A 26871-nucleotide genomic window follows, 5' to 3' on the forward strand; every position below is an offset into this window, starting at 1 on the left:
AGAAAAAAGATGCCGCGCCAAGGGTGCGGTCGGGAAGGGAGGTCGGCTTTCCGCTGCATGGCGAAGTGTCTCGCCGCTGAGGCGTTGCCTGTTGGCGCGAATGGTCTCCTTCGATCGATCGACCCCGAGTGGATAGCCAACCTCCGCCGGGCCTGTCCTTGGAAAAAGAACGTCGTCCGCACGGGACATTCTTCCCTTGAAGAGGAAACAACGATGAAAATGTTGAACTATACGTCGGCGCTGGTAACGGCTGCCCTGCTGATCTCGGGAGCTGCCCTTGCCGAGGATTATCCCACCAAGGATGTCCGCATGGTGGTGAATGCCGGCGCGGGCGGTGGTACCGACGGCATTGTGCGCAAGCTGTCCTCGATCGCCGAAAAGGACCTGGGTCACACGATCTATATCGAGAATGTCGAGGGCGGCGCCAGCGGCAAGGGGACCTATCAGGTCATGACCGCCCGGCCCGATGGCTACACCATCGGCAACCTGACCTACGACTCGGTCATCACAGTGCCTTATCAGAAGCTGCTGCCGGGCTATGAGATGTCCAAGCTCGCCTGGATCGGCCGCGTCACGCTGGAGCCTGACGCGATCGTCGTCGCCGCCGATTCCGAATACAAGACCCTGGAGGATTTGATCGCTGCGGCGAAGGAGAACCCGGGCGAGATCCGCGTCGCGGTGCAGAACTCCGGTTCGCGCACCCATCTCGACATGCTGCGACTCCAGGATATGGCAGACGTCGAGTTCAACCTGATCGCCTATGCCGGCGGCGCGGCGCCCCAGAAGGAAGCCATTCTGAACGGCGAGGTCGAAGTGGCCGTGACGAGCCTCGGAGACTTTTCCAACCTGATCGAGGAAGGAGATGTGCGCGGCCTCGTCGAGTTTTCGGGCACACCCAACCCGACCTATTCGGACGTGCCGCTCGCCAAGGATCAGGGCTACGACATCCAGGCCGGTAGCTACATCATTCTCGCCGCGCCCCAAGGGACGCCGGACGATATCGTCAACAAGCTGGCTGATACCTTCCACAAGGCCCTCGATAGCGAGGAATTCCAGAAATGGGTTTCCAAGGTCGGCGTCACGCCTGGCTGGCTTGGACCGGATGAGGTCGGTGGCTTCGTTGAAGAGCAGCAGAACAAGCTTTTCACCCAGATGGACGATCTGAAGAAGCAGGGAATCCTCAAGTAAATCATCGCGAACGTTGCACAACAGCGGCGGCGAAGACGCTTCGCCGCCAAACCGCTTCGGGGTGCGAATATGGATTCTCTGCCATCTCCATTAAGGAACAAGCGCCTTGTTCTTCCGGCGATGTTCTTCGTCTTCACGACGATCTACCTGCTGAAGGCCATAACCATCGTGCCTCAGGTCGATGAAGGGCTTGTCGGCCCTTCGTTCCTGCCGGTCGTGATATCGATCATCATGTATGCGGCGCTGGCGGTTGTCGTGTTCCAGGAAGTTCGGGCCGGATTGCCCGCTCGCGACAAGCAGACCTTCAACCTCGTCGAGCCCGTGCTGGTCGTCGTTGCGACGGCTGCCTACATCGCGCTGTTCGAGCTGATCGGCTTCGTTCTCTCCACGATCCTCTACGTCTTCGTCCTGCTTTACATCTTCCGGCTGGATCGCAAGGGGATGGGCTGGCGCATCGCCTATACGCTGATCATCACCGGCATTGGCTACCTGCTTTTCAGGGTGTTCTTCGACGTGCGGCTGCCGACGCTGACGGAGTGGCTGTGATGGATTTCGCTCTCAGCATTCTCGCGGGATTTGGCGTTCTTCTGAAGCCAACTGTGTTCGCCTATATGGTCGGCGGGTTCCTCATCGGCACGTTCTTCGGTGCCGTTCCGGGGCTGACGGCGACCCTCGCCATTGCTCTGCTTCTGCCCATCACCTTCAGTCTCGACGTCGAGACATCGCTGGTCATGTGCGCAGCGATCTTCATGTCGGGCATGTATGCCGGCTCGATCACCGCGACGACGATCAACATCCCCGGCGCGCCGTCCTCGATGATGACGAGCCTCGAGGGCTATCCGCTGATGAAAAAGGGAGAGGGTGCCAGCGCTCTCGGCCATGCCGCTTTGGGCTCAATGGTCGGCGGCACCCTTGGCGCGGTGTTTCTCATTCTTTTCACGCCCTTGGCGGCAAAGCTGGCCTTGCTCATTCAAACTCCCGGCAAGTTCTCGCTGGTGCTTTTCGCCCTGATCGTCATCGCCATCTCTCACCGGGGTCTCATTGCCAAGAGTGTCGTGACGACGGCGGTCGGCGTGATGGTGGCGACGGTCGGCATCGATGTCATGCAGCCGGTGGCGCGCTTCGTTTTCGATTCTCCCGCCCTCGTGGAGGGCATCGGCCTGATGCCGGTGGTCATCGGAACCTTCGCGGTCAGCGAGCTCCTGATCCAGGCGCAGGACGTGCGCAGCGCTCGGACGGTCGATCAGAACAACGTCGCCAAGCTTCCGATTCGGCGGCGGGACTTCGTGCCGACGCGCGAGCAGCTGCGTGAGATCGGTGCCTGGACGTACATCAAGAGCACGATCATCGGCTTCATGATCGGCGTCTTGCCGGGGGCGGGCGGCTCCATGGCGGCCTTCGTCTCCTATGCGGAGGCAATGCGAAAATCCAAGCGCCCAGAGCTTTTCGGCAAGGGAAGCCGGGAGGGCATCGCCGCTGCCGAAGCGGCGAACAACTCCATGTGCGGCGGCGCCTTCGTGCCGATGCTGATGTTCGGCATCCCTGGCGACCCGACCACCGCCATCGTTCTCGGCGTCCTGGTGATCAACGGTTTGCAGCCGGGTCCGCGTCTTCTGGCTCGTCAGCTGGACCTGATCGCGCCGATGTTCGCCTCGCTGCTGATCAGCGCCTTGATCCTCATTCCGCTGACGCTGTGGTTGCTCGGGCCGTACTTCGTGAAGATCGTCTCGATCCGCAAGGCGCTGCTCTACTCCTCCATCGCGGTGATCGCGCTGGTGGGCACCTACGTTGCGACATTCTCGCCTTTCCAGATGGTGCTGTCGCTCGTCTTCGGCGTGCTGGCCTTCTTCCTGCGGGTGAACAACTATCCGACGGTCACGCTCCTGCTCGGGTTCATCCTGGGGCCTGACCTCGAGAGCTATCTCAGACGCACGCTCTCGCTCAACCACGGAGACCCCACGGTCTTCCTGACCAATCTCGACAGTCTGTTCTTCCTGCTGCTCACGCTGGTCTTCTTCTACCTGATGGTCATCAAGAAGCCGAAGGTGACCGAGGCAACGGAAACTTGACGTTCGGAAGTAACGGATCGTCCAGGGATCAATCCGCCTCAGACGCTCAGAAATTTCGGTCGCCTCGATAAGGGGCGACCGTCGATTCCCAAAAGGAAAGGAATATCATCATGAAAGTAGGATTCATTGGCCTTGGGATCATGGGCCGGCCGATGGCAAAGAACCTGTTGAAGGCGGGTTATTCCCTCGTCGTATTCGATAAGTTCGCGCCCTCGGAGGATCTGGTGGCGCTGGGCGCCGAGGCCGGGACATCGAGCGCGGACGTCGCCTCGAAGGCCGATATTGTCCTGACGATGCTGCCGAATTCGCCGCACGTGCGCGAGGCGGTGATGGGCGAGGGCGGCGTGCTGGAGGGCGCGAGGTCCGGCACGATCCTCGTCGACATGAGCTCGATCGCCCCGGCGGCCTCGCAGGAGATTTGCGCGGCGGCCAAGGAGAAGGGCGTCGTCATGCTCGACGCGCCGGTTTCCGGCGGTGAGCCGAAGGCGATCGACGGCACGCTGGCCATCATGGTGGGCGGCGACGAGGCGGCGTTCGATAAGGTGAAGCCGCTTCTGGACGTGATGGGGGGCTCGGTGGTGCGGGTCGGCGACATCGGCGCGGGCAACGTGACGAAGCTCGCCAACCAGATGATCGTGGCGCTCAATATCGCCGCCGTCTCGGAGGCCTTCACCCTGGCGACCAAGGCGGGCGTTTCGCCAGAGGCAGTGTTCAATGCCATCAAGGGCGGGCTCGCGGGCTCGACGGTGATGAACGCCAAGGTGCCGATGATCCTCGATGGCAACTTCAAACCGGGGTTCCGCATCGACCTTCACATCAAGGACCTGCAGAACGCGCTGGATACGGCGCATAACCTGCACGTTCCGGTGCCGCTGTCGGCAGGTATCATGGAGATCATGCAGGCGCTGACGATCGACGGCGAAGGCCAGAGAGATCACAGCGCCGTGGCGCGCTATTACGAGAAGCTCGCCAAGGTCGAGGTGAGGAAATAGCCATCGCCCGACCCCGGCGCGGATGTGTCGCGCCGGGGTCGAACGGCAGAATGTCTAGCGGGCGAATGCCGCTCGAGAAACAGAAGAGACGAGAAGAGGCAGATGACCAGCCAGGCTGAACAGCTTCTGCGCGCGATGTTCGAGGCGGCGGTGGCCGCGGCGCAGCCCTCCCTGGTGGTGCGCCAGCATCTTCCTCAGGCGCCGAAAGGGCGTCTGGTGGTGATCGGTGCTGGCAAGGCGTCGGCGGCGATGGCGCGGGCATTCGAGGAGGCATGGACCGGCGAGGCCTCGGGCCTCGTGGTGACGCGCTACGGCTATTCGGTGCCATGCGAGCGGATCGAGATTGTGGAGGCGGCCCATCCCGTGCCCGATCAGGCGGGGATCGATGCGGCGCGGCGCATTCTCGATCTGGTGTCGAATCTCTCGGAAGACGATCTGGTGGTGTGCCTGATTTCGGGGGGCGGATCGTCCCTGCTGTGCCTGCCGCTGGAGGGCGTGACGCTCGCCGACAAGCAGGCGGTCAACAAGGCGCTGCTGAAATCCGGCGCGACTATCACCGAGATGAACTGCGTTCGCCGGCACCTCAGCCAGGTCAAGGGAGGCCGGCTTGCGGCCGCCTGTCATCCGGCAAAGGTTTTGACGCTCATGATCTCCGACGTTCCGGGCGATGATCCGATGGACATCGCCTCCGGGCCGACAGTGGGCGACCCGACGACCTGCGAGGACGCGCTGGCGATCATCGAGCGCTATGGCATCGACGTTCCCGCGAGCGTTCGCGAGGCGCTGGAAAGCGGGCGGGGCGAGAGCGTGAAGCCGCAGGACGAGCGCCTGGCGGGACATGAGACGCGGATCGTGGCCGCGCCGCAACTGGCGCTGGAGGCGGCAGCGGGGATCGCGCGGGACGCAGGCTGGCCGGTCCACATTCTGTCGGACGCCATCGAGGGCGAGGCAAGGGATGTGGGCAAGGTGCTGGCGGGCATTGCGCTTCAGGTGTCGCGCCATGGCCAGCCCTTCGAGCCTCCTTGCGTCATCTTGTCGGGAGGCGAGACGACGGTGACGGTGAAGGGCGATGGGCGAGGGGGCCGCAATGTGGAGTTCCTCTTGTCGCTTGCGGTCGCGCTGAATGGCGCCCCCGGCATTCATGCCCTCGCAGCCGATACGGACGGAGTGGACGGTCTGGAGGAGATCGCCGGGGCCGTGATCGATCCGACCACGCTAGACCGGGCCTGGGCGAAGGGGATCAATCCCAAGACGAGCCTTGGCCGCAACGACGGTCACAGCTTTTTCGAGGCACTCGGGAACCAGGTGATCACCGGCCCGACGCTGACCAACGTGAACGATTTCCGCGCCTTGCTTGTCGAGGGACGCGGCGAAGGACAGTCGGCGAAAACGCCGGGACAAGGAGAAGAACGATAATGTCTGCCGCACCTGCCTACAATGCCTTTCCCAACAGCTTTCGCCGCAAGCTTCTGGCGCGCGAACGCTTGATCGGGTGCTGGAGCGCGCTGGGAAGTCCGATCGCGACCGAGGTTCTGGGGCTTGCCGGATTCGACTGGCTGCTTTTGGACGCCGAGCACGCGCCCAATGATGTTCTGACGCTGATCCCGCAGTTGATGGCGTTGAAGGACAGCTCCTCCGCGCCGGTGGTCCGCCCGCCGTGGAACGAGCCTGTCATCATCAAGCGCCTTCTGGACGCCGGGTTCTACAATCTGTTGATTCCGTTCGTGCAGTCGGTGGAGGAGGCGAAGGCAGCCGTCGCCGCGACGCGCTATCCGCCGCAGGGCATCCGGGGCGTATCGGTGGCTCAGCGCAACAACCGATACGGAACGGTCGCCGACTACCAGGCGGTGATCAACGACAACATCGCGGTGGCGGTCCAGATCGAGAATGGCGCCGGCGTCGAGGCAGCGGCCGAGATCGCGGCGATCGATGGGGTGGACTGCCTGTTTGTCGGTCCGTCGGATCTCGCGGCGAGCCTGGGGCATCTGGGCCACGCGACCCATGAGGATGTGCAAGCGGCGATCAAGTCCGTGTTCGAGGCCGCCGCCGCCGCCGGCAAGGCATCCGGCATCCTCGCGCCAGTGGAGGCCGAAGCGCGGCGCTATCTCGACATGGGCGCCAACATGGTCGCCGTCGGGTCCGACCTCGGCGCCTTCAAGGCAGCCACAAGCGCCCTCTGCCAGAAATACCGCTGACAAACGGTCGAGCGCGGCACGCGTCAGGTGCTGCCGCGCTCGACGATGCTGAAGCCGACATCGATGACCTTCTTCGTGATTTCCTCACCCCTGAGGCGCGCCAGAAGAAGCTCGGCGGACAGGCGCCCGATCATTTCGCGGTTGGTCGCAAGACCACCCTGGGCGAGGCATTGGAGACTTCACAACCAGATGACGCTCTTCACTCCAGCACCCGTGACCTGAGCCGCAGCGCACAGCTCGCCCCGAGCCAAACAAGACGTCGTTGCAAAGATGATCCGAGGGAGCCTCGCGAAGGAGAAGGCCATGTCGAACCCGCTTCCATCCGTCACATCCTCACCGACCGTCACCGCCATGCGCGTCGTGCCGGTGGCGGGCCATGACGACATGCTGCTCAACCTGTCGGGCGCCCATGCGCCGTTCTTCACCCGCAACCTCGTGATTCTCACCGACAACGCCGGCCATACCGGGGTTGGCGAGGTGCCGGGCGGCGAGAAGATCCGGCGAACGCTGGAAGAGGCGATTCCGCTTGTCGTCGGGCAGAGAATTTCCACCTTCAATGCCGTTCTGAATGCCATGCGCCGCACCTTTGCGGACCGCGACGCTGGCGGCCGTGGGCTCCAGACCTTCGACCTTCGAACGACCATTCACGCCGTCACGGCCGTGGAGGCGGCGATGCTGGACCTTCTCGGTCAGTTTCTCGGCGTTCCGGTTGCCGCGCTTCTTGGGGAGGGGCAGCAGCGTGAGGCCGTGAAGATGCTCGGCTATCTCTTCTATGTCGGTGATCGCCGAAAGACCGATCTGCCCTATCGCGAGGAGCCTAGCGCCAAGGTGGATTGGTTCCGCCTGCGCCACGAGGAGGCCCTGACGCCGGAGGCGGTGGTGCGCCTGGCGGAGGCGGCGCAGGATCACTACGGCTTCGACGATTTCAAGCTGAAGGGGGGGGTGCTTACCGGCGAGGAAGAGATCGCGGCAGTTTCGGCGCTGGCCAAGCGCTTTCCCGAGGCCCGGATCACGTTGGACCCCAATGGCGGATGGCTGCTGGAGGAGGCGATCCGCCTGTGCAAGGGCATGCATGGCGTTCTCGCCTATGCCGAGGACCCATGCGGCGCCGAGGACGGCTATTCGGGGCGCGAGATCATGGCCGAGTTCCGCCGCGCCACAGGCCTGCCGACGGCGACCAACATGATCGCCACGGATTGGCGCCAGATGAGCCACGCGATCCAGCTGCACTCGGTGGACATTCCCCTGGCCGATCCGCATTTCTGGACCATGCAGGGCTCGGTGCGCGTCGCTCAGACCTGCCGCGATCATGGCCTGACCTGGGGCTCGCATTCCAACAACCATTTCGACGTGTCGCTCGCCATGTTCACCCACGTCGGAGCCGCGGCGCCGGGCAACGTGACCGCCATCGACACGCACTGGATCTGGCAGGACGGACAGCGCCTGACGAAGGAACCGTTCCAGATCAGGAACGGCTGGGTCGCCGTTCCCGACAAGCCCGGCCTCGGCGTCGAGATCGACATGGACGCGGTGGAAAAGGCCCACGCGCTCTACAAGGACAAGGCCCTGGGCGCGCGGGACGACGCCGCCGGGATGCAGTACCTCGTTCCCGGCTGGACCTTTGACCCCAAGCGTCCTTGCATGGCGCGGTGAGGCAACGGGGATTCGGCGCCTTTAGCGCGGTGGTGGGATCGCTCCAGTCTGCCCTGAAGGGCCGACAGCCCGCGACACTCTGAAGATCCCACCAATCGGGTTGGTCAGCAAACTGATAGGCCCGGGGTGTGTTCGACTTTCTCCCCATGACGTGAATGGCGCCGGTCCAAGGATGCGAGAAGCGTTTGGCGCGCCGTGCCCAGGTGAAATATCGCCGCATCTTCGATGGCGCGCTTATCGCGGCTGCGCAGTGCCGCGATATACCGAAGATGCTCATGGATCGCGACGAAGTTGCGCTCCTTTTCATCGACCTTATTCCATGAATAGTGACAATGAAAGATGAGGCAACGCAGGTTGTCGAAACGATTGATGAAACGGTTCTTCGAGGCGGAATTGATCAAGCTGTGAAGGCTGTTGTCGACATGAGGAAACTCGACGTGGCGCGCGTCGTAATCTTCCAATAGCCAGAGATGAGCGCGTTCGATCGCGTTAAGCTGACCCCAAACTGCGTCGTCATCAGCGAAGTTGACGAAGCGACGGGCCGACTCTAGCTCGAAAATCTGTCTGACATCGCAAAGTTCCTGCGCAAAATCGCGGTCGAAGCCAACGAAAATCCAGCTTCCGCTTGGTCGCCTTTCGATCAGGCCGCATTCGCTGAAGTCGCGCAAGTATTCGCGGATCGCCGATGGCGAAACCGAAAAGCGCCGTGACAGTTCCAGCGCGTTCACCTGCTGCCCCGGCAGGATGTTTTCCTCCAGCACGAAATCCATGAACCGGCGCTCGATAAGAGCGTGGACCGACTGCGTCTCCGCTTCGGGAAAGAAGTCGTTGGGGATTGGCAGGCGGACGATCCTGCGCGAGCGCCCGTCGTCGGCAATAATCCGCCGTTCCTCCAATGTCTCCAGCACAGACCGAACAGTGGTGCGGCTGACGGAGAGCGAACGGGCCAGACTGGCCTCGGCACCGATCTCCTCTCCCACAGAAAGCTGCTCAATGTGTGAAAGGCAATCGTTGAAGGCTCTTTTGTAGACGTCATTGCTGCGCATCAGCAAACATGCCTCCTGCGGGTTGCATGAGAACGTTTTTTAAAGACAAAAGACTTCCGTGCTTTATCAATAAAAACGGTGGTTTCAACCGATTGTTAGCCGCCCCTATTCCTCAGTTCAACCAAAAACCTAAGGCGCAATGCCTGCAGTCGACGCCATTGCCATCCAGGGAGCTGTCTTTGTAAAGTGCTTTTTTTCGATAAAAAACACATATGCCAAACGCGCTGTCATGTCTATAGTCGATAAAAGACAGGCGGGCGGTGTGCTGAAGCGGAAAGTGATCGCGGCAGACCCTTCCCGCCACGCTGCGGCGGCACGGACGATGGTGCGAGTGTCCAAGCGGCAGATCTAGCGAGGGCATGATGAGAGCGCTGGTCATCGAAGGCGTCGAGAGTAATCGCATCTACGAGGTGCCAGAACCCACCGTTGAGCCGGGCCAGGTTCTGTTGGCCGTGCGCCACGTCAGTCTGTGCGGCAGCGACTACAACACATTCAAGGGGCTTAACCCGTTGGTGTCCTTGCCTCGAATTCCGGGGCATGAGATCGGCGGCGTGATTGCAGCTGTCGGCGAGGGAGTCCCTCCAGAATATTCCATGGGTCGCCGAGCGTTGATCGTTCCCTATACGAACTGCGGCGTCTGTCCGTCTTGCCGCAAGGGGCGCGTCAATGCTTGCCGCAGCAACAAGACATTGGGTGTGCAGCAGAATGGCGGCCTGACGGAGAAGATCGCGCTGCCCCACGAAAAGATCATTCTCAACGATACTCTGGCTCCGCGACATCTGGCGCTCGTTGAGCCCCTATCTGTGGGTTTCCATGCCGTCGATCGGGGACACGTATGCTCGGCCGATACTGTGGTCGTGATCGGTTGCGGGATGATCGGAATGGGCGCCATCGCCGGTTCCGTCCATCGCAAGGCGCGGGTCATTGCCGTGGATCTGGGTGAGACGAAGCTGGCGTTGGCGCGCCGCTACGGCGCGGCCGAAGTCATCGACGCGGGCCGCGAGGACGTTGCGGCGCGCGTCGCCGAACTAACGGGGGGCGACGGGGCCGATGTGGTGATCGAGGCGGTCGGTCTGCCGCAGACCTTCACACAAGCTATCGACTTTGCGGCTTTCTCAGGCCGAGTGGTCTATGTCGGCTATGCCAAGGCACCGGTGACGTACCAGACCCAGTTTTTCAATCTCAAGGAGCTGAATATCTACGGCTCGCGCAATGCCACCGCTGCCGATTTCCATACGGTGATCGACTACCTCGAGTCCCTCGAGACTCCGCCTGATGACTTGATCTCAAAGGTCTTTCCTTTCGATCAGGCTGATCAGGCCTTGCCCTACTGGGTCGCCGAAAGAGACACAACCATCAAGGTCATGGTGGAGATGCCGGAACCGGCGCTCTGAAGCCGTGCTGGTCTGTCGGCCGCAGCGGGCGGACCGCGGTCCCATAACGAGATCCGGATCGGCACCGGCCGGTCCGCTAAAGAGCACGGGCGAGCAGAAAGCTCTCCGCCTCTGCAATGCGGCGCTGGCGTTGATCCGTGCCGAGGAAACGAAGATCGAAGGCCTTTGAAGGAGGATCGAATGAAAGGCTTGATGAAGACGACGCTGGCTGCCTGCGCATTCGCGCTCGGCAGCCTGACGGGCGCCAACGCGGCGACGGAAATCAAAATCGCCTATGAAAACAATCCTGGCGAGCCAGTCGACCAGGTAATGCACTATTGGAAGGACCTGCTGGAGAAGCGCAGCAACGGCGAAATCGTTCTGCAGCTTTATCCGAGCTCGCAGCTGGGTGCGAAAAAGGACGTGACCGAGCAGGCGATGATGGGAATGAACGTCGTCACCCTCACCGACGTCGGCTTCCTGCAGGATTATGAGCCCGATCTTGGCGTTTTGTTCGGCCCTTACCTGACCGACGATCCAAAGAAGCTCTTCGATATCTATGAGAGTGACTGGTTCAAGGAAAAGAACGAGAAGCTCAAAGAGGCGGGCATCCACGTTGTGATGAATAACTACCTCTACGGTGTTCGTCATCTGCTGGCAAAGAAGCCGGTGGAAAAGCCCGAGGACATGAAGGGCCTGAAGATCCGCACGCCCAACAACATCATGCAGATCAAGTCCATCGAGGCGATGGGCGCCACTGCCACCCCGATGCCTCTGGGTGATGTCTATCCGGCTCTCACCACCGGCATGATCGACGGCGTCGAGAATCCCATCTCTGTTCTCTACGGCGGAAAGTTTCACGAACAGGCCAAGTATCTGAGCCTGATCGGCTATCTGACCAACACCTCTCTTTGGATCGGCGGCGAGGCCTTCTTCAGCAGTCTGCCCCAGGAAACCCTGGACATGATCCACGAGACTGCTCACGAAGCAGGTGTCTACAGCCAGGAATTGGCTGCCAAGGAAGATGCCAAGTTCATCGAAAAGATGAAGGAAGAAGGCGTAACGGTTGTCGAGCCCGATATCGGCCCCTTCCGTGAGGCGACGCGTGCGGTCTACGACCAGTTTCCCGAATGGTCGCCCAATCTCTACCAGACAATTCAGGATCAGCTGAAGTAATCGGCAAAAACCGGGCGGGCCTTAGGTCCGCCCGTAGCCGGAGGAGCTTTCATGAAAGCGGGACTTTCGCGCGTACCCTCGCTGATTGCGGGAACAGCGCTATTCGGGCTGGTCGCGATCACGATTGCATCCGTGGTCATGAGGTACGTCTTCGCCGCGCCGATATTCTGGTTGGAAGAGGTGTCTGGATTGCTCATGATCTGGATCGTCATGATCGGCGCGATTACGGCAGAGCGTGACGGACAGCATCTTTCCATCCCATTGATTATGGACGGCCTGCCAAGTCGGCCCCGCGCGGTCATCGGCGTTTTCGTATCGCTGCTGTCGCTCGCTGTGCTGCTCTATACGAGCTATCTCGGAGTGATCCTGGCGCTAGGCGCACGGACCAAGATTACCTCCATCCTTCATATTTCCTGGACATGGATCGATCTGGCAGTTCCCGTGGGGGCGCTGGGGCTTTCCGCATACATGGTCGCGCATATCGTTCGCGACATCAGGATCATTGCCGGGCGCGGAGAAAGCGAATGAGCTGGCCGGTCATCGTCCTGATCATGTTGGTGCTTTTCGCGCTCAACATGCGTCTCTATATCGCGGTCTTCGCTGCGGTGCTTTCCTACTTCGTGTTCTTCAGCCCGGTTCCTCATCAGATCGCGGTACAGCGGCTTATCGGCGCTTCGCAGAACATGTCGCTTGTGGCGATCCCGTTCTTTATCCTTCTCGGCACACTGATGGACCATACGGGCGTCGCGCGCCGCCTTTTGCGAGTCGCCGATCTGTTCGTCGGAAAGTTCACCGGCGGAATGGCGCTCACGAATATCGGTCTGTCGACACTGCTCGGCGGCGTCAGCGCCTCGAACCTGGCCGACAGTGCGATGCTAACGCGCATGCTGGTGCCAGAAATGGAGCGCGCCGGCTACAATCGCGCCTTCGCGGCAGCCGTAACCGCTTCCGGTGCTCTTATTACGCCCATCATCCCGCCGGGCATCGCACTCATCATCTATGCCCTAGTGGCGGATGTCTCTATCGGCTCGATGTTCATGGCCGGCATCCTTCCCGGCATCATGATGGCGGTGCTCTTGATGCTGTCGGCCTATTTCGTCAGCAAGCGGCGCGGATATCGTCCCTCCCGCGAGCAGTGGCCTTCGGCCGGTGAGACCGTCAAGACCCTGGCCTTGGCATGGCCGGTGCTCCTGCTGCTGGTTGCGATCATTGGCGGCATTCGAATGAACGTCTTTACGCCGACCGAGGCAGGCGCCGTTGCCGTGGCCATTGTCTTGGCCATCGGCTTCGTCATCTACCGCGAGATGCGGGTCGAGCATGTCGTCCATGCTCTGACGGAGACTTTCAAGTCCACGTCCGCGGTGATGCTCGTAATCATGGCATCCTCTGCTCTGGCATGGATTCTGTCGCTGGAGCAGGCGGCCCAGCAATTGGCCGTGATGATCACGTCATTCACTGCCAACAAGTACGTATTCCTTCTCCTCCTGAACGTCATCCTTCTGGTGCTGGGAATGCTGATCGAAGGCAACGCCATCCTGATCGTGATGGTGCCGCTCATCATGCCGACCGTGCATCAACTCGGCATCGACCCAGTTCACTTCGGCATCGTCATCATCGTCAACTTGGCTCTCGGTTGCCTGTCTCCGCCCGTCGGGACCGTAATGCTGCTGGTTTGCAATCTGGCCAAGGTGAAGATGTCGGACTTCCTGTCAGAAGGAGCACTGCTTTTCGCGGCGCTGTTTCTTTCCCTGATCCTCGTCACCTACGTGCCGATGCTCTCGCTGGCCTTCGTCAACTGAGGTCCCCGGGCTGGGCGGCTCCATTCGACGCCGCCCAATCTCCCAATCATTTTCAGAAAGATCGAGATGACAAAGATCGCTCGCATCCATCCTGATGACACTGTAGCCGTTGCATTGGAACCATTGACCCGAGGCAGCGTGCTGTCCGACTTCGGTGCCCGGCTGATGGATGATGTGCCCCAGGGCCACAAATTGGCGCTCAAGCCGCATCAGGCCGGAGACCCGGTTATAAAGTACGGGAGCGTGATTGGCTTGGCGAAAGAAGCCATCGAGCCCGGTCAACACATTCATACCCATAACATCAAAACGGCATTGGGCGGTCTTCAGGAATATTCCTATGCCGGACCAGCGGACGAGATAGGCGCGGCTTCGTCGCCTCAGAATGCGCCCACCATCGACGCTTACGTGCGAGCCAACGGCGAAATTGGGGTGCGCAACGACCTGTGGATCATCCCGCTGGTCGGGTGCATCAATGGTCTCGCCAAGAACGTTGCCCGCCGGTTCGAACGCATGGGCGCCCTGCCGGAGGGATGTCGCGTTCTGGTTCTGGATCATCCCTACGGTTGCTCGCAGCTCGGCGATGACCTGGACAACACCCGCAACATCCTGCGTGACCTCGCGGTTCATCCCAATGCTGGCGGGGTCTTGATCATGGGGCTCGGCTGCGAAAACAACACGCGCGAGCTCTTCATCCAGGGCTTCGAGCATCCCGACCCGCGCCGTATCCGCTATCTCACGACTCAGGAAGTGGGCGACGAGATGGAAGCAGCCCTCAGTGCTCTTTGCGATCTTTCCGATGTCATCGGGCAGGATCGGCGAGAGAGCGTCAGCGCCAGCCGCTTGCGCATCGGGTTGAAGTGCGGCGGCTCGGATGGCTTTTCCGGGATCACGGGAAATCCCCTGCTTGGGGCCTTTTCGGACTGGCTATGCTCCATGGGCGGCGCCTCGGTGTTGACCGAGGTTCCGGAGATGTTCGGAGCGGAACAGATCCTGATGCAACGCGCAGAAAACCGAGAGGTCTTCGACAAGATCGTCAGTCTGATCAACGACTTCAAGCAATACTTTCTGGATCACGATCAGCCAGTCTACGAAAACCCTTCACCGGGGAACAAGGCCGGCGGCATCAGCACACTTGAAGAGAAGTCACTAGGCTGTACCCAGAAGGCGGGGCGCTCGATCGTGCGTGACGTCATCCGCTATGGCCAGCGTATCAAGACGTCTGGGTTGACCCTTCTGGAAGCGCCGGGCAACGACGGTACGGCCGTGACTGCTCTCACTGCGGCCGGCTGCCACATCGTTCTTTTCACCACCGGGCGGGGCACTCCGCTTGGCGGCGTGGTGCCGACGATCAAGGTCTCCACCAACACCGATCTGGCTGCTCGCAAGGGCCATTGGATTGATTTCGATGCCGGCCCTGTGGCGGCCGGCCTGGAAACAGTTGACGGCTTGCTGCCAACCTTTATCGACACCGTGCTTGCCATTGCCAATGGGCGGTCCACGCGTAACGAAGATAACGACGTCCACGACGTCGTTATCTTCAAGACGGGCGTCACGCTCTGAACGCTGATCAACGGAACAGTCACATGAAGCGACTCGACGAAAGCTTTTTGAACGGGCGTGCCCGCCCCACGCCGCGCATTTTGCAGTGGGGCGAGGGCAATTTTCTGCGTGCCTTCTTCGACTGGAAGGTCGATCGCATGAATGAGGTTTCCGGCGGCGACTGGGGCGTCATTGTGGTGCGGCCCATCGCCGGCGGCCTGCCTTTCACGCTCAACGAGCAGGATGGCGTCTATACGGTTCTCTCGCGGGGCGTCGGGGACGATGGCAAGGCGGTCTCCGAGCCGCGCCTCGTCGCGGCCGTTCGCCGTGAGATGTCGGCGCACGAGGATTGGGCGGGCGTGCTTGCGCTCGCGCACAATCCCGACATCACGGTGGTGGTGTCCAACACCACGGACGCCGGCATCGCCTACGTGTCGACTGTCGCCTATGAGGACGCGCCTCCGGTGTCCTTTCCAGCGAAGATGACGCGTTTCCTGCACGAGCGCTGGAAGGCCTTCGACGGCACCGCGCAATCCGGTCTTCAGATGATTGCCTGCGAGCTGATCGAGCACAATGGCGACGAGTTGCGCCGCATCGTGCTGCAGCACGCCCACGAATGGCAGCTGGAGCCGGCCTTCATCGAATGGGTCGAGAGTGCCAACGCCTTCTACAACACACTGGTCGACCGAATCGTGCCGGGTTATCCGCGCGCCGAGGCCGAGACGCTGCAGGAGGAACTCGGCTACGAAGACAAGTTCATGGCCGCGGCCGAGCTTTTCCACTTCTTCGTCATCGAAAGAAAGCCGGGCATGCCGGCGCTGCGCCTGCCGCTCGCCCAGTATGATGACGCCACGGTGGTCGTTGAGAATGCCGATCCCTATAAGGCACGCAAGGTGGCGATCCTGAACGGCGCGCACACGGCTCTTTGTGCGCTATCGCTCTTGGCAGGCGTCGAGACAGTGGGAGAAGCCGTCAACGATCCTACCGGAGCGCGCTTCCTGGATAGGCTTCTCGGTGAGGAGGTCATCCCCTTCCTGTCCCTGCCGAAGGACGAATTGGAGCAGTTTGCGGCGGCCGTTCTGCGCCGCTTCCGCAACCCCTATATTCGCCATCTTTGGTACGACATCTCGCTCAACGGCATCGTCAAATACCAGACGCGCAACCTCGACCGCCTCACGGCCTACCAGGAGCGCTTCGCCAAGCCTGCGCCGCTGAATACGCTGGCGCTGGCAGCGTGGCTGGCCTTCTATCTCGGCCGCTTCGCCGGTGCCGATAAGCTCACACCGCGCGACAGCGAAGCGGTGATCGCCAAGGCAAAGGAGATCGGCGCCTTTGACGATGGAACCGCTCAGGGGCGCGAAGCGATGGTTGCTGCCTATCTTCAGGAAGCGTCGTTCTGGGGGCGCTCCATCGACAACCCGGCCCTTCGCGCCGCGATCCTCGAAGATTTCGCCTTCCTTACCGAGGAGCCTTTCACCTTCGCTCGCTTGGCAAAGTTCATCGACGGGGCCTGACCTGTCGAATTATTGGCCAGAGCGAAAAGGGCGCGCCGAGCGACGCGCCCTTTTTGCCGTTTTCGAAATCAGGACGAGAAGCCGATCGTCAAGCGCCTCTCTGTGTGGTGGAGACGCTTTACACGGCCTATGGTCGTCCTCAGTCCGACGCCCACGCCGGCGAAACGTTCATTGTGGAAAGAGCGGGGCGCCGGTACGGCGAGTCGCTGCCGAATAGGGGGCGGTCGGAGCGCAACGGCGGCGACCAATGGCATTGATCGGGCCAGTCAGAGACCGCGCATCGAGATCTCCTGGGAGTGTCCCCATGAATGGGTTCAGCGCAGTGGCGTAGTCTGACTCAATCTCCTGGAAGTGAGATTGTCCTGCGCCGCCATGAACTGCCGGATGAGGAATGGGCTGTCATCGAGCTGCTGCTGCCGCGAGAGAGCCGCGGTGTCGCCCGGGTCGATAATTGTCGCTCAATCAACGGCATCCTCCGGCGGTCCCGAACAGACTCGTCCCGGAGCGCTACGGGCCTCGGACCCGCTCTACAAACGCTTCACGCGCTGGCGGAGCGCCGGCGTGTGGGACCGCCTTCTGGCAGCTGTCTCCGAGACTCGCAACGGCGACATCGTCATGATCGACAGCTCCTGCGTTCGCGTCCATCAGCATTGTGCCGGCGTGCAAAAAAAGGGATCTGTCGATCCTTGCATGGGCCATTCCCGCAGCGGCGTGACTACCAAAACCCATGCCCTCGTCGATGCCCACGGACGCCCAGTGCGCGCCGAATTGGCGGCTGGGCAGGCTGGCGACACCCCATGGCAACCAAGCTGTTCGATGCTGTCACACCCGGCGCCACCGTCATCGCCGACGAGGCCAATGATCCGAGGGCGCCCGCTCCTTCGTCGTCAGTCGATGGGTCTAGCGCCAGCGCAACCTCATCGAGCGCTTCTTCAAGCGCATCAAGCAGATGCGATGCCCTGTTGCGCGCTACGACCGCCGCGCCGACAACTTCGCCGCCGCTCTCAAGCTTGCTGCCGACCGCATCTCGATGAATGCCTAATGAGTCCGTTTCCTGGCGCGCGGGACGCGGAATAGAAGAGCGTTCGTGTTGCCAAATTCAACGCTGTTTCATGCGTCTGAAACGCCAGCGACATGCTCTCGTAGCGTCATCTCAGCGATGCTGAACAATCGGAGTGCCGGGGGCGACATAACGACTCACTCATCTGCGGCAGTGTCATCGAATACAGAATGCTATGCTTGTTAAAGCGAATATCAATATTTCGGATTCTAAATTGTCAGTGCATCAAAAGTAGACTCTGGTCGGAGTAATTTGTGTCGGCCAGTCGGGATTAGGAGAGAATCCGATGCGCGGCAAAGTCCTTGGATACGACATGAACTCCGGCGAGGGAATGGTGAGCGGAGACGACGGCAAGCGCTACGCGCTTCATCGTTCTTCTCTTGGTCCAGGAACAAAAGTGCTTCGCGCTGGCGAGGATGTGGATTTCGAAGCCGTGGGCGATGTGGCGCATTCGCTCTTCGTTATCCCCTCCGTGACCGGTGTTGTCTTGTCCAACGGAGACGTAGGCGGAAAGAACAAGATCCTGGCGGGCCTTCTCGCTTTGTTTTTCGGCTCGCTCGGTGTTCACAAGTTCTACCTGGGTCGCATTGGCGCAGGATTGATCATGCTTTTGGTGTTCGTATTTGGATGGTTGCTCCTAGGTGTGCCAAGTATTTTTATAGGAATCATTGCGTTTGTTGAGGCGATACTTTATCTCACACGGAGCGACGAGGCATTTTACAATTTGTACGTCGTTGGCAAGAAGGCTTGGTTCTAGAGTTCGAGACGTTTCCCTGATGTTTGCCGATCCTCGGCCGCGGCTCAGGACCTTTCGGTGCGGTTGAAGCACGACGACCGCGCCGTCCTACCGATGCGGCGTGGTCAATCCCGAAAGCAAGAAACGTCGCTCGAAGCCCGCTGCCTCGGCCGCATTTCAGCACATCAAAGCTAAGCCGCACGGGCAGCGACAGCATTCAATGTGGCGACCATCCATCGAGATGGTGCAGCCGGGCGACACCTCGGTGCCAAGTTTTCTCTATCGCGCAGTAGCCGTTGCGGTTGTGTCCTTGTCGGGGCAAGAATGAGTCCAGATTGTGTCGGGGATTCGATTGGCATGCTTAGGCTCCGCTCAAACCTTGGGCGGCCTGCGAGTTTGCAGTGTCGAGAATGGCTGATTTAATGGTGGAAGCAGCAAAAGAAGATCCGATACTGTGCGGCGGTTGTGGTTCGCCGTTACAGTTGGAGGTCGGCTTTTGCCCGTTCTGCGGGTTTCTGTGCCATTTCGAGCTGCCCAACCGAGAAGCATCGAAACGCGACCTTGGTCAAGACGGTCTGGTCGGACGTCTGGACGAGCCGGAGGCGACGACGGCGGAAGAAGGGGCGCGCTCAGCAAGTTTGGTTGGCCACGGACCGCCTAGAGAGCTGCGGATGATCGACGCGGGCGCCACCGAACCCCCGCTGGATCATGGCGCGACACTTGCCGTTCCGCGGCTTGACACGGGGCTGCCACCTACGGTGTCGCGGAGCCAGACGGCGCGACGCATGGCGATGGCGTTGCTGGTAGTTGTGGCCGCCGGCGGCGGATACTTGGCAGTCCGGACGGGGATGGCGTGGCTGAAATCTTCGCTACCGACTTCAGCTGCTTCGCCTTCTGAATCCGCCGCACCGGCAGGCGCTGTAACGGTTCGATCAGCGCCTGTGCGCCAAGTTCCCGAAGCTGGCCGTCAGGCATCTATCGAGGGGCCGGAAGCTGTCTCAGGCAAGCAAATTGAGAGTGGGCCCTCTCGGTCTGCGCCTCCAGCCCCCGACGTCGTAGACCGGCTCATTCTAACGTCGGCATGGCAGACCATCAGTCTGGGTGCTCCGGCGGCCGCGGACGGAAAGATGGTTCTCGCGGCTGATGGCCCCTTCCGGATGCGGCTCGGCAACAGCCTTTACATCGTGGATGACAAAGGGCCGCTCAGCTTGGATGCCGATATGGCCGGGAAGATCCAGGCTCGGGCGGCTGGAGGGTCGGTCAATCTTGAGGTGATCAGGACAAACATCAGTCAGGCGGGCAGTCGATGACGGTGGCGGATGGAACTTGGCGATTTGCAGCGCCTTCGGACGAGCAGGCAGCACGAGAGTGGCTGTTCGCCCAAGGTCGGCTGGCGGGCCTGAAAGTGCTGGATCGATGGTATCCGATCGACGATCCGCGATTCGATCTGGTCGATTTGCGCCTCACGGACGACGGAGAACGGGTCTATCCGCCGCAGTTTGCCTTCGACCCTGGGACGGGGCGCCCCCTTGGTCGCCGCCAACCGCAATAGCGCCCTTTGCGGCGCCCCAACTTCGCGCTGATGGTCTTCCCGGCTTGACGCTCGGTTCGTCTCAGCCGGCGCCGGATTCGCGCACCACCGAGGCGATGCCGGCAGGCATCTCTGCAGTGTTCGCCTGCGGCGCTCCGCCGTCTCTGCTGGCGCTGACGGTGCAAGGCGATCTACTCTTCCGGCGGATCTCCGGCGAGTGGTGCCCTCTGGAGCGATTGGCACCCTGTAGCTTGCCGGGTTTTTCATTCGCAGTCGCCACCTGCGAACTCGGCTTCGCCACTGTGCTGGGCGGCCGCGCAGTCATCGGCCGCATCAATTCTGACTGCCCCGAGCCCTCGATCCAATCGAGGGTGTTCGAGGAGGCTGTTATCTGTGGTGCTCCCGCACTGATTGAGAACGATCGGATGGCGTTTCCTGTTCGATCCGGATCGTCGGTAAAGATCGCGTTCTATGACTTTAGGTCAGAGTCATGGAGCGAAATGGCGGTTGCCGGCTACTTTGCTGACAGCGAAGGCTACTTCGCTGTCCCGGTTCAGAATCGCTCGGCAGTCCCCGACACCTTCTGGGTCGGTCGACGAAACTACCTCGTTCTCGGCTCGGACTTCGGCGAGCGAAGCGGCGAACTTCGAGACTTCGGCCCGGAAGTTCACGCCGTTCTGGGGCCGCTGCCGTATCGAGATAAAAGCGATATCCTCCATGTGCTTATCGAGACGGAATCGTCCTTCGCCTTTCAAAGTCTGACCTCCAACCCCAGAACAAAACCGCTCGATGGCCCGCATCTGGCCGCCGGAAATCAGAGTTATTTCAGCCGTCTCGCCTATCCATCGGTTCTCGACGATGAGCCTGTAGCGCTGCAGATCGAGGCTGGCGTTGACCGAATCCTTTTGCCGCTCGCCTTCAGCGAGACGACCGGAAGTCGGAACGAAGGCACGCTGCTCGTCTATGTCGAAGGTGTCACGTCGTCTCCTGACATCTTCTCTGATGATACCAGTCGCGTGTTTCGCGGCAGCCTTTACTGGCACTCCGGGGTGCGCCTTTTCAACCTGCAGGCGACCCTTCAGTTCCGTTCCCGCTATGACATCATCGTTTATCAGATTGGCAAGGCGTTGTTTGCAGGAAGCGCAACGACGGGGGTTCTTCACCGATGGGACTGCATTTGATGCGTTTCCTAAGCGTCATATTGCTGATGTGTGCTTTCGTTCCGGAAGCAGCGCAGGCTCAGGCGCAGATACGCGAAGTCTATCTCGTTCAGAACTCCGGTTGGATGGAGCCCTTCTACACAGATAGCCGTTCGCAATTTCGCGGACTGATAGAAAGCCTCGTCGAGGTCACGCGCCTCAACCGAGTTCCAATCTCGATTGCGACATTCAACCAAAACGGGCAGATTCCCGGGGTGGCATCACCCAATGTGGTCTATTCGGGGGAATACTCGGCAGCGGATGTGTCGCAAGCCGTCCGCTCCATATCTTTGCCTCGCCGCCCAAACGGTAAATATGCCGACGCTGATTTTTTCGGCGCACTCAACAATACGCTCAAAGAAGTTCTGCAGGGCGAAGAAGGCGTGATCTGGATGATCACGAACAATAAGAATTCCCCGGACAACGATCAGGACGTGTTAAAGAACACACAAGGTTTCTACGACCTGTTGCGGAACTCCGACTTTATCACCCGGATAGTTGCCTACCCACTCCGCATGAAGGTGACCGGCGAGCATTTCTCTGAAAGTGGCTTCATCATATATGGCATCGCCTACGGGCAGACCGCGGCGCGGGCTCTCGACGTGCTGCTTGGCACCGGCGCTCCGATCCACGGGCTGTTTAATGATCCGGCCGTTTTCCTGAAGCCGATCGCCCCCGAAAGCGTCGAACTTGTCCTGTCGATGCAGGAAGTGGGCGAGGGCATCACAGCCCACATGGAAAGTGGCGTTCTGGTTATCGATGATCTGCCAGGGTCGCAAGAAAACGTCGTTCAACTTACTGGTCGGCTGAAGAACGTTGCTTATCCAAAGAGGATAGCCACGGCACAGATTTCTTCCGGCTGGAGCGGAACCAGCGGAAGTTCGCCCGTGATCGCGGCAGACCCCTCGACGATTGACGGCCTTGCTTATGGGGCGGTTTCGGATCCCGTCACTTTCCAAATCGCACTCCCGGCGGTCCACCGTCCCGCTGGACTGTCAGGCCTTCTTCAGAGCGAGTCGGTTATCGACGGCCGGCTCCAGATCGCTCTCAACAATCTCGATTACGACTTAGACGACGCCTTTGTGGACAAGGCTGCCGCGGTGTTCGGGGGCGACATGCTGGGGCAGGGGCAGCGGCGTCTAGTCGACCAGCAGCTGCCAGACATTTTCTTCGACTTCCGCAATGTTTCGCAGTCGGTGAGCGAGGTTCCTGTGCGTCTGATAGTGCGCTTCTCTTTGCTCCCGCTTTACGGTGCCGTCGCAATATTGGCTTTGATCCTCGCTGGTGGCGGACTGCTGTTCTGGCTGCGAAGCCATGTGCGCACGGCCACCGTGCTTGCCGGCGGAATGCGGCAGAGCCTGTCGCTGAGACCGGGGCAGAGCGTGGAAGTCGATGGCGCCGACGGCAATCGGTACAGAGTGACGGGTCGCCTTCTGAAGACCCATTCCGTTTCGCCGCTCAATTGACGCTCGCAGAGAACCGTCCGAGACCAAAAAACTCCGAAAGAACATAGCCCATGTCAGAGATCATACTCGCGCAAGCGGACTTCACGATCCCCGCGCCGCGTCAGAACCAGTCAACGAGCGAGCCGCCTGCCGCTCGTCAAGGGGACAACGATACTCCGGCGACGAAAGCGCAGACAATGCCGACGGTTGAGGGCAGCCTGACTGTGAACCTTCTTCCCGGGCCCGTCTCCAATACGCAGATTGTGGTTGGGGCCGGTCTCTTCATCGTTCTTCTTGCAATCTTCTTCGCGGTCAAGATCGCGGTCACCCGTGGCCTGCAGGGGCGTTACGTTGCTCCCGGCGCAGCCTCTGAGACTGGTTGGCTTCTGTTTGCCTGGCTGAGCGTGACCAGTCTCTTCCTGATCGTCGCTTTCGTCGGCAACCTCTGGGCCGAATATGTGGTGACTGCGCCGGCGGCACTGCTTTCGCTGATCTTGCTGCTTCTCTTCGTACGCAAGCGCTCTGTGGCCCTAAAAACCCATCGATAATCCTGAATGCGGCGAGGGAGAGCGAACCCATGAGCAACACGCTGAACGCGGATGGCGCGCCCCAGAAGACTGAAACGCTTCTGGATGTGATGCCGACGGTCTTTATCGCCCTGGGCGGGACGGGAATGGAAATACTGCTCCGGCTCCGGCGACGGATTCTCCAAGCCGACTGGGCCGGCAAGAGCATCATGAGCATCGATGAATTTCCGCCGGCCCGCTTCATCTATTTCGATACTGATACGGCCGAAGCGAGAGAAAGCGGGCGAGCGGCAGCGACCGATCTCATGGCTTCCCGCGTCGCATTCTCCAAGGGCGGCGAAACCATTCAGAAGAAGGTCGATACCGCGTATTACATGGCGGAGATCGACAACTATCCGATTATCCGCGAGTGGCTTCCAGACGGCGATCTCGACAAGATCGACACGGAGAAGGGTGCCGGACAGATCCGTAGCATTTCGCGGCTACTCTTTTTCGACGTTTATTCGGACTTCATGAACCTCGTGCGCACGCAGGCCGACCGCGTGACGCAGAACGTTACCAATGAGGAGCGACTTCGCAGTCTCGGCCTGAAGACAGGCACGAAACTGCGCGTGGTCGTGGTGGGGTCATCGGCCGGAGGCACCGGATCGGGTTCGTTCATCGATGTGGGGTATGCGCTGCGATCGATGCGAACTCCCAAGATTGATCAGCTCGATCTCTTCCTGATGCTGCCTGGCGGCTATCGCGATGCAAACAAGGATCGTGTCTTCGCCAATACGTATGCGGCGCTCTCGGAACTTGAGTTTGCTATGCGTGGGACTACCGAGCCGCCATACACGGCTCGGTGGACCGACTATGATCGGCCAGCGCCGGAAGCCAAGGTTCCTTTCCACGATGTCTTCCTGTTCGATCGGCAGAATATCGCCGGTCAGCAGACCGGAGAGAAGACCGACATCTTCGACATGGTGGCCGACATCTTGTTCGAGGATTTCGGTTCAAGCGACTTCGCTCGGCGCAAGCGCTCGGTTGCCGTCAATCAGCAGCAATTCAAGCTCGGCAGTTATTTCCCGAAGCTCCCGGAATGGCTGAAGGACGGGATGCACTTCTCCCGAGGCTATTCTGCTATCGGCCAGACGACATTGATCTCTACGGCCAGCATGCAGGTAGACGAGCATTTGTCGCGCAATAACGCCGCGATGCTACGCAGCTTCTTCGGAATGGCGGTGGGTGACAGCGGCCGGCAGCCTACGACAGAGGAACGCGACGCCTTTATGCGCGATCTCCTGCGCCTGCGCGTTAAGGCCTATGCCGACGACTATGATGAGCGAGCACGCTTCGAGTGCCCGGTAATCACCGACTTCGAGCTCGTCGACTTTCTGTTGATGCGCGAGGACAAAAGCTCGATAGCCAGCACGCTGGCGAGTGAAATCGAACAAGACTTCGCCGGCATACTCAGCCGGATTTCCGACCATCGAGCATGGGCCAATGAGGTTCGTCGGCTCGTAGAGCTTCGCATGACCGACGTTGACGGCCGTATCGGGCAGAGCGGAGCCTACGGACCGAAGGGCGCGGAGGTGGCGAAGGCTCGCGATCGATTTGAACGGGCGTTGCTGGCGAAGAACGTGGATGACGGCAGCCTTCGCGCGACTCTCTACCAGATCCTCGATGATCAGGACCGCGGCGGCCTGGAGTTCACCATCGGACTCGTGACCCAGATCAAGCGGCGCCTGGAGGAAGCGGGGCAGGGCACCATCGCTAGGCTCGCCGAAGCGGAGGAGGCCTACGCGCGGCGCGCAAATCGGATTAACTCCGAGCAACTGCAGGCTTCGATCGATCGTACTCAGCAAGCGGCCGGTAGCAGCTTCTTGACCGGTGGAGGCCGCAAGGCCAGCGAGCGCTATCTGAGCCAAGTCAGAGATGACTTAACGGCGGCGCTTCAGGCCCGCTTGCGCGCCATCGCTTGCAAGGAAGCAATCAACCTTCTGCATAACGCGTCGGCATTTCTGGGCAATCCGCAGGGCATCGATGATACTGGAGACACGATCTGGTCCGGGCTCATCGGAGAGTTCCAGACCGGCCGCAAGCGGGTGCGCGGTCTCCTGTCGGTTATCGACGGCGATACCGCACGCATTCAGGATGCTCTGAAGCGCGGCGACGGCGGCACCTTCTTCGTTCTCAAGGACTCCGGCATCGAAATCAGCCAGGCAGCACACGAGGACCAGGTTCAGTGGGCGCGGGAAGCGTTCGATGGCCTGGGCGGGTCGCGTGAGATCTTCGCCAGTCTTGAGCAGGACGAAGGAAGGCTGGAGATCCTCGGCCGTCTGCGGTCCGTCACGATGAAACGACTCGGCGGCCAGCGCGACCGCATTCCCTCGGTGACGGATGCATTGCGCCAGTTGCCGCTCGCAGAGCAGCAGCGGCTTCTGGATCTGCTGGTCGTCAGGGCCATGCCTTGGATCTACACCGACTTCAGCCGAGGCTTTAGGCCGGAGAACGAGCGGTACAAGATGTTCATAGCCGTCGACGGAGTTGACTCGTTCCGGAGCGAGTTCAACAGCATGATCCTGTCGCGGCTACCGGCGCAATCCGGCCTGACCGCTGTTGCCTATGAGGAATCAGGCGTCCCCGGGCGCATCGTTTGCTACTGCGAACTCTCCGGTTTTCCGCTCGACGCAGTGGCGCCGATCCGCTCGGAGTGGCGGCCGTCCTATCTGCGCGAGCAGGCCAAGCCTGACGGACTGCCGCTGCACAACCACCGAGACGACCTGCGTTTCCCTGATCCAATCGTGCCGACGAACTCAGACCTCGATGTCCTTCGTGAGCGAATCGAATTGTTCCTTAAGGGAGTGTTCCTCGGCGCGCTGCGCTTCAACGTAAAAAGCCGAAGGTACGAAATTGAGATCGGGAAAAACCATTGGGAACCGGTCGGCGAGGAACGCTACCTTCGTCGGCGCGGCTTCCAGCCCAGCGAGCAGGCAAAGCTCCAGGATACGCTGAACAAAATCGAGGGGGGATTGAGCGCTCTGCAATATGCGGGGCTTGCCGCACTGGCGCGCTGGTTCGCTGACCGCGTCTATACACCCCGCAAATTCGACCGTGGGCAGGGTCCACGAATTACTCGCGGCGGAATCGGCAATCATGTCGCCCATCAGTTGGAACAGGCTTTTCTGACCCAGGCCCAGCGCACGAGCCGTGACGGAGAGCTGTCGGCCAGCTTGGAGGGGACGGTCGATCGGCTTTATGAAACGGTCGATCGCTGGACGACGACAATCTTCGGAACAATAGGAGACGTCGAGGACACAGAAGTTGGACGCGATCTCGATGATCCGGTCGAGCGAAGGGCGACCGAGAAGCGAATGGTCGAATGGTCCAAGTTCTCCGAGGAAGGGCTTCGCGCCATTGTCTCTGACGCGCCGTCGGCTGCGCCGGCGCATGTCATCGGCGCTCCGGCTACGACTGTTGCATCCCGGCCGTCCGCCCCGCCGCCGCCGCCCGGCACAGCCAAATACTGGCTTTTCAATGCCGCCGGCCAAGTCGTCGGACCTTATGACGCAAACGGTTTCGAAATGCTGGCCCAGTTGGGGCAGCTAAGGCCCGAGATGAAGGTTTGCCTGGACGGCTCACAAACCTGGCAGAGCGTCAGCGATGTTCCGGCATTGGCCAGCCTTCTTTCACCGCGGTCGACGACGCCACCGGCCCCTCCGCCGCTTCCCAATTGAGTCCTCTGTTGAATATCTGCCTAGGGTGAATTGACATGACAGTTCGATCGAAATTTCTGCGCGCAGCCATGTGTACCACTGTCGCATCAGCACTTCTTGTCTCCGGGTGC

21 protein-coding genes and 1 pseudogene are annotated in these 26871 nt (G+C 60.7%); 20 read left to right on the forward strand and 2 right to left on the reverse strand.

Going from position 1 to position 26871, the window contains the following annotated elements; translation table 11 throughout:
- Nucleotides 1-213 precede the first annotated feature (213 nt).
- From B5D38_RS01160 to gudD, 7 genes are all read left to right on the forward strand, one after another.
- Nucleotides 214-1188 carry a Bug family tripartite tricarboxylate transporter substrate binding protein gene (locus tag B5D38_RS01160; protein WP_078706535.1) on the forward strand — a complete coding sequence of 325 codons (975 nt, stop codon included), beginning with the start codon at nt 214-216 and terminating at the stop codon, nt 1186-1188.
- A gap of 69 nt (nt 1189-1257) precedes the next feature.
- Nucleotides 1258-1734: a tripartite tricarboxylate transporter TctB family protein gene (locus B5D38_RS01165; RefSeq protein ID WP_078706536.1), complete on the forward strand. Its 477-nt coding sequence runs from the start codon at nt 1258-1260 to the stop codon at nt 1732-1734.
- Entirely contained in the window at nt 1734-3257 is a 1524-nt protein-coding gene (locus B5D38_RS01170) for a tripartite tricarboxylate transporter permease (protein ID WP_078706537.1), read from the forward strand. Before B5D38_RS01165 ends, B5D38_RS01170 begins: the two co-directional genes overlap by 1 nt.
- A 110-nt stretch (nt 3258-3367) precedes the next feature.
- Complete coding sequence (garR, locus tag B5D38_RS01175) at nt 3368-4249, forward strand: 2-hydroxy-3-oxopropionate reductase (protein WP_116002541.1); 882 nt, start codon at nt 3368-3370, stop codon at nt 4247-4249.
- Between the two features lie 102 nt (nt 4250-4351).
- Nucleotides 4352-5665 (forward strand): glycerate kinase type-2 family protein, encoded by a 1314-nt coding sequence (locus tag B5D38_RS01180; protein ID WP_078706539.1) that lies wholly within the window; start codon nt 4352-4354, stop codon nt 5663-5665.
- The gene (gene garL / locus B5D38_RS01185; RefSeq protein ID WP_078706540.1) at nt 5665-6444 is read left to right on the forward strand and encodes a 2-dehydro-3-deoxyglucarate aldolase; all 780 of its coding nucleotides are present in this window, start codon (nt 5665-5667) and stop codon (nt 6442-6444) included. The genes B5D38_RS01180 and garL overlap by 1 nt, the downstream gene beginning before the upstream one ends.
- A 303-nt stretch (nt 6445-6747) precedes the next feature.
- Complete coding sequence (gene gudD, locus B5D38_RS01190; RefSeq protein ID WP_116002542.1) at nt 6748-8097, forward strand: glucarate dehydratase; 1350 nt, start codon at nt 6748-6750, stop codon at nt 8095-8097.
- Between the two features lie 104 nt (nt 8098-8201).
- On the opposite strand, the gene B5D38_RS01195 is transcribed toward gudD, so the two are convergent.
- A complete protein-coding gene (locus B5D38_RS01195) occupies nt 8202-9143 on the reverse strand; it encodes a GntR family transcriptional regulator (RefSeq protein ID WP_131829840.1) in 942 nt (313 codons plus the stop codon).
- Between the two features lie 362 nt (nt 9144-9505).
- Between B5D38_RS01195 and B5D38_RS01205 the strand changes: the two genes are divergently transcribed.
- The gene (locus B5D38_RS01205; RefSeq protein ID WP_165690749.1) at nt 9506-10537 is read left to right on the forward strand and encodes a zinc-binding alcohol dehydrogenase family protein; all 1032 of its coding nucleotides are present in this window, start codon (nt 9506-9508) and stop codon (nt 10535-10537) included.
- Nucleotides 10538-10717: 180 nt separating this feature from the next.
- Nucleotides 10718-11692: a C4-dicarboxylate TRAP transporter substrate-binding protein gene (locus B5D38_RS01210; RefSeq protein ID WP_078706545.1), complete on the forward strand. Its 975-nt coding sequence runs from the start codon at nt 10718-10720 to the stop codon at nt 11690-11692.
- On the opposite strand, the gene B5D38_RS22430 is transcribed toward B5D38_RS01210, so the two are convergent.
- Nucleotides 11680-11904, reverse strand: a complete 225-nt coding sequence (locus tag B5D38_RS22430) for a hypothetical protein (protein WP_245318729.1) — start codon at nt 11902-11904, stop codon at nt 11680-11682. The genes B5D38_RS01210 and B5D38_RS22430 overlap by 13 nt on opposite strands.
- Here B5D38_RS22430 and B5D38_RS01215 point away from each other — a divergent pair.
- The 11 genes and pseudogenes from B5D38_RS01215 (at nt 11831) to B5D38_RS01265 (ending at nt 26761) form a co-directional block, all read left to right on the forward strand.
- Nucleotides 11831-12220, forward strand: a complete 390-nt coding sequence (locus B5D38_RS01215; protein ID WP_245318728.1) for a TRAP transporter small permease — start codon at nt 11831-11833, stop codon at nt 12218-12220. The genes B5D38_RS22430 and B5D38_RS01215 overlap by 74 nt on opposite strands.
- Complete coding sequence (locus tag B5D38_RS01220; RefSeq protein WP_078706547.1) at nt 12217-13491, forward strand: TRAP transporter large permease; 1275 nt, start codon at nt 12217-12219, stop codon at nt 13489-13491. The genes B5D38_RS01215 and B5D38_RS01220 overlap by 4 nt, the downstream gene beginning before the upstream one ends.
- 66 nt (nt 13492-13557) lie before the next feature.
- Complete coding sequence (locus B5D38_RS01225; protein ID WP_078706548.1) at nt 13558-15051, forward strand: UxaA family hydrolase; 1494 nt, start codon at nt 13558-13560, stop codon at nt 15049-15051.
- A gap of 23 nt (nt 15052-15074) precedes the next feature.
- A complete protein-coding gene (locus B5D38_RS01230) occupies nt 15075-16544 on the forward strand; it encodes a tagaturonate reductase (protein ID WP_078706549.1) in 1470 nt (489 codons plus the stop codon).
- A 356-nt stretch (nt 16545-16900) separates the two neighbouring features.
- Nucleotides 16901-17586, forward strand: a pseudogene (locus tag B5D38_RS01235) (IS5 family transposase).
- A gap of 304 nt (nt 17587-17890) precedes the next feature.
- Nucleotides 17891-18361, forward strand: coding sequence for a TM2 domain-containing protein (locus B5D38_RS01240; RefSeq protein WP_078706550.1), 471 nt, complete (start codon nt 17891-17893; stop codon nt 18359-18361).
- Nucleotides 18362-18750: 389 nt separating this feature from the next.
- Nucleotides 18751-19650, forward strand: a complete 900-nt coding sequence (locus B5D38_RS21950; protein WP_131829841.1) for a hypothetical protein — start codon at nt 18751-18753, stop codon at nt 19648-19650.
- A gap of 286 nt (nt 19651-19936) precedes the next feature.
- Nucleotides 19937-21052, forward strand: a complete 1116-nt coding sequence (locus B5D38_RS21955; protein WP_131829842.1) for a hypothetical protein — start codon at nt 19937-19939, stop codon at nt 21050-21052.
- On the forward strand, nt 21037-22536 hold the full coding sequence (locus B5D38_RS01255; RefSeq protein WP_131829843.1) for a hypothetical protein: 1500 nt from the start codon (nt 21037-21039) through the stop codon (nt 22534-22536). The genes B5D38_RS21955 and B5D38_RS01255 overlap by 16 nt, the downstream gene beginning before the upstream one ends.
- Before the next feature lie 50 nt (nt 22537-22586).
- Nucleotides 22587-23063 (forward strand): hypothetical protein, encoded by a 477-nt coding sequence (locus B5D38_RS01260; RefSeq protein WP_078706554.1) that lies wholly within the window; start codon nt 22587-22589, stop codon nt 23061-23063.
- Between the two features lie 29 nt (nt 23064-23092).
- A complete protein-coding gene (locus tag B5D38_RS01265) occupies nt 23093-26761 on the forward strand; it encodes a tubulin-like doman-containing protein (RefSeq protein WP_078706555.1) in 3669 nt (1222 codons plus the stop codon).
- Nucleotides 26762-26871 lie beyond the last annotated feature (110 nt).

This window comes from Consotaella salsifontis, assembly GCF_900167365.1.
Taxonomy (GTDB): domain Bacteria; phylum Pseudomonadota; class Alphaproteobacteria; order Rhizobiales; family Rhizobiaceae; genus Consotaella; species Consotaella salsifontis.

What these genes read in the sequence shown, in the direction of transcription:
- B5D38_RS01160 (WP_078706535.1), top strand. Translation starts at nt 214, where the DNA reads ATGAAAATGTTGAACTATACGTCGGCGCTGGTAACGGCTGCCCTGCTG.
- B5D38_RS01165 (WP_078706536.1), top strand. Translation starts at nt 1,258, where the DNA reads ATGGATTCTCTGCCATCTCCATTAAGGAACAAGCGCCTTGTTCTTCCG.
- B5D38_RS01170 (WP_078706537.1), top strand. Translation starts at nt 1,734, where the DNA reads ATGGATTTCGCTCTCAGCATTCTCGCGGGATTTGGCGTTCTTCTGAAG.
- garR (WP_116002541.1), top strand. Translation starts at nt 3,368, where the DNA reads ATGAAAGTAGGATTCATTGGCCTTGGGATCATGGGCCGGCCGATGGCA.
- B5D38_RS01180 (WP_078706539.1), top strand. Translation starts at nt 4,352, where the DNA reads ATGACCAGCCAGGCTGAACAGCTTCTGCGCGCGATGTTCGAGGCGGCG.
- garL (WP_078706540.1), top strand. Translation starts at nt 5,665, where the DNA reads ATGTCTGCCGCACCTGCCTACAATGCCTTTCCCAACAGCTTTCGCCGC.
- gudD (WP_116002542.1), top strand. Translation starts at nt 6,748, where the DNA reads ATGTCGAACCCGCTTCCATCCGTCACATCCTCACCGACCGTCACCGCC.
- B5D38_RS01195 (WP_131829840.1), bottom strand. Translation starts at nt 9,143, where the DNA reads ATGCGCAGCAATGACGTCTACAAAAGAGCCTTCAACGATTGCCTTTCA.
- B5D38_RS01205 (WP_165690749.1), top strand. Translation starts at nt 9,506, where the DNA reads ATGAGAGCGCTGGTCATCGAAGGCGTCGAGAGTAATCGCATCTACGAG.
- B5D38_RS01210 (WP_078706545.1), top strand. Translation starts at nt 10,718, where the DNA reads ATGAAAGGCTTGATGAAGACGACGCTGGCTGCCTGCGCATTCGCGCTC.
- B5D38_RS01215 (WP_245318728.1), top strand. Translation starts at nt 11,831, where the DNA reads ATGAGGTACGTCTTCGCCGCGCCGATATTCTGGTTGGAAGAGGTGTCT.
- B5D38_RS22430 (WP_245318729.1), bottom strand. Translation starts at nt 11,904, where the DNA reads ATGACGATCCAGATCATGAGCAATCCAGACACCTCTTCCAACCAGAAT.
- B5D38_RS01220 (WP_078706547.1), top strand. Translation starts at nt 12,217, where the DNA reads ATGAGCTGGCCGGTCATCGTCCTGATCATGTTGGTGCTTTTCGCGCTC.
- B5D38_RS01225 (WP_078706548.1), top strand. Translation starts at nt 13,558, where the DNA reads ATGACAAAGATCGCTCGCATCCATCCTGATGACACTGTAGCCGTTGCA.
- B5D38_RS01230 (WP_078706549.1), top strand. Translation starts at nt 15,075, where the DNA reads ATGAAGCGACTCGACGAAAGCTTTTTGAACGGGCGTGCCCGCCCCACG.
- B5D38_RS01240 (WP_078706550.1), top strand. Translation starts at nt 17,891, where the DNA reads ATGCGCGGCAAAGTCCTTGGATACGACATGAACTCCGGCGAGGGAATG.
- B5D38_RS21950 (WP_131829841.1), top strand. Translation starts at nt 18,751, where the DNA reads ATGGCTGATTTAATGGTGGAAGCAGCAAAAGAAGATCCGATACTGTGC.
- B5D38_RS01255 (WP_131829843.1), top strand. Translation starts at nt 21,037, where the DNA reads ATGGGACTGCATTTGATGCGTTTCCTAAGCGTCATATTGCTGATGTGT.
- B5D38_RS01260 (WP_078706554.1), top strand. Translation starts at nt 22,587, where the DNA reads ATGTCAGAGATCATACTCGCGCAAGCGGACTTCACGATCCCCGCGCCG.
- B5D38_RS01265 (WP_078706555.1), top strand. Translation starts at nt 23,093, where the DNA reads ATGAGCAACACGCTGAACGCGGATGGCGCGCCCCAGAAGACTGAAACG.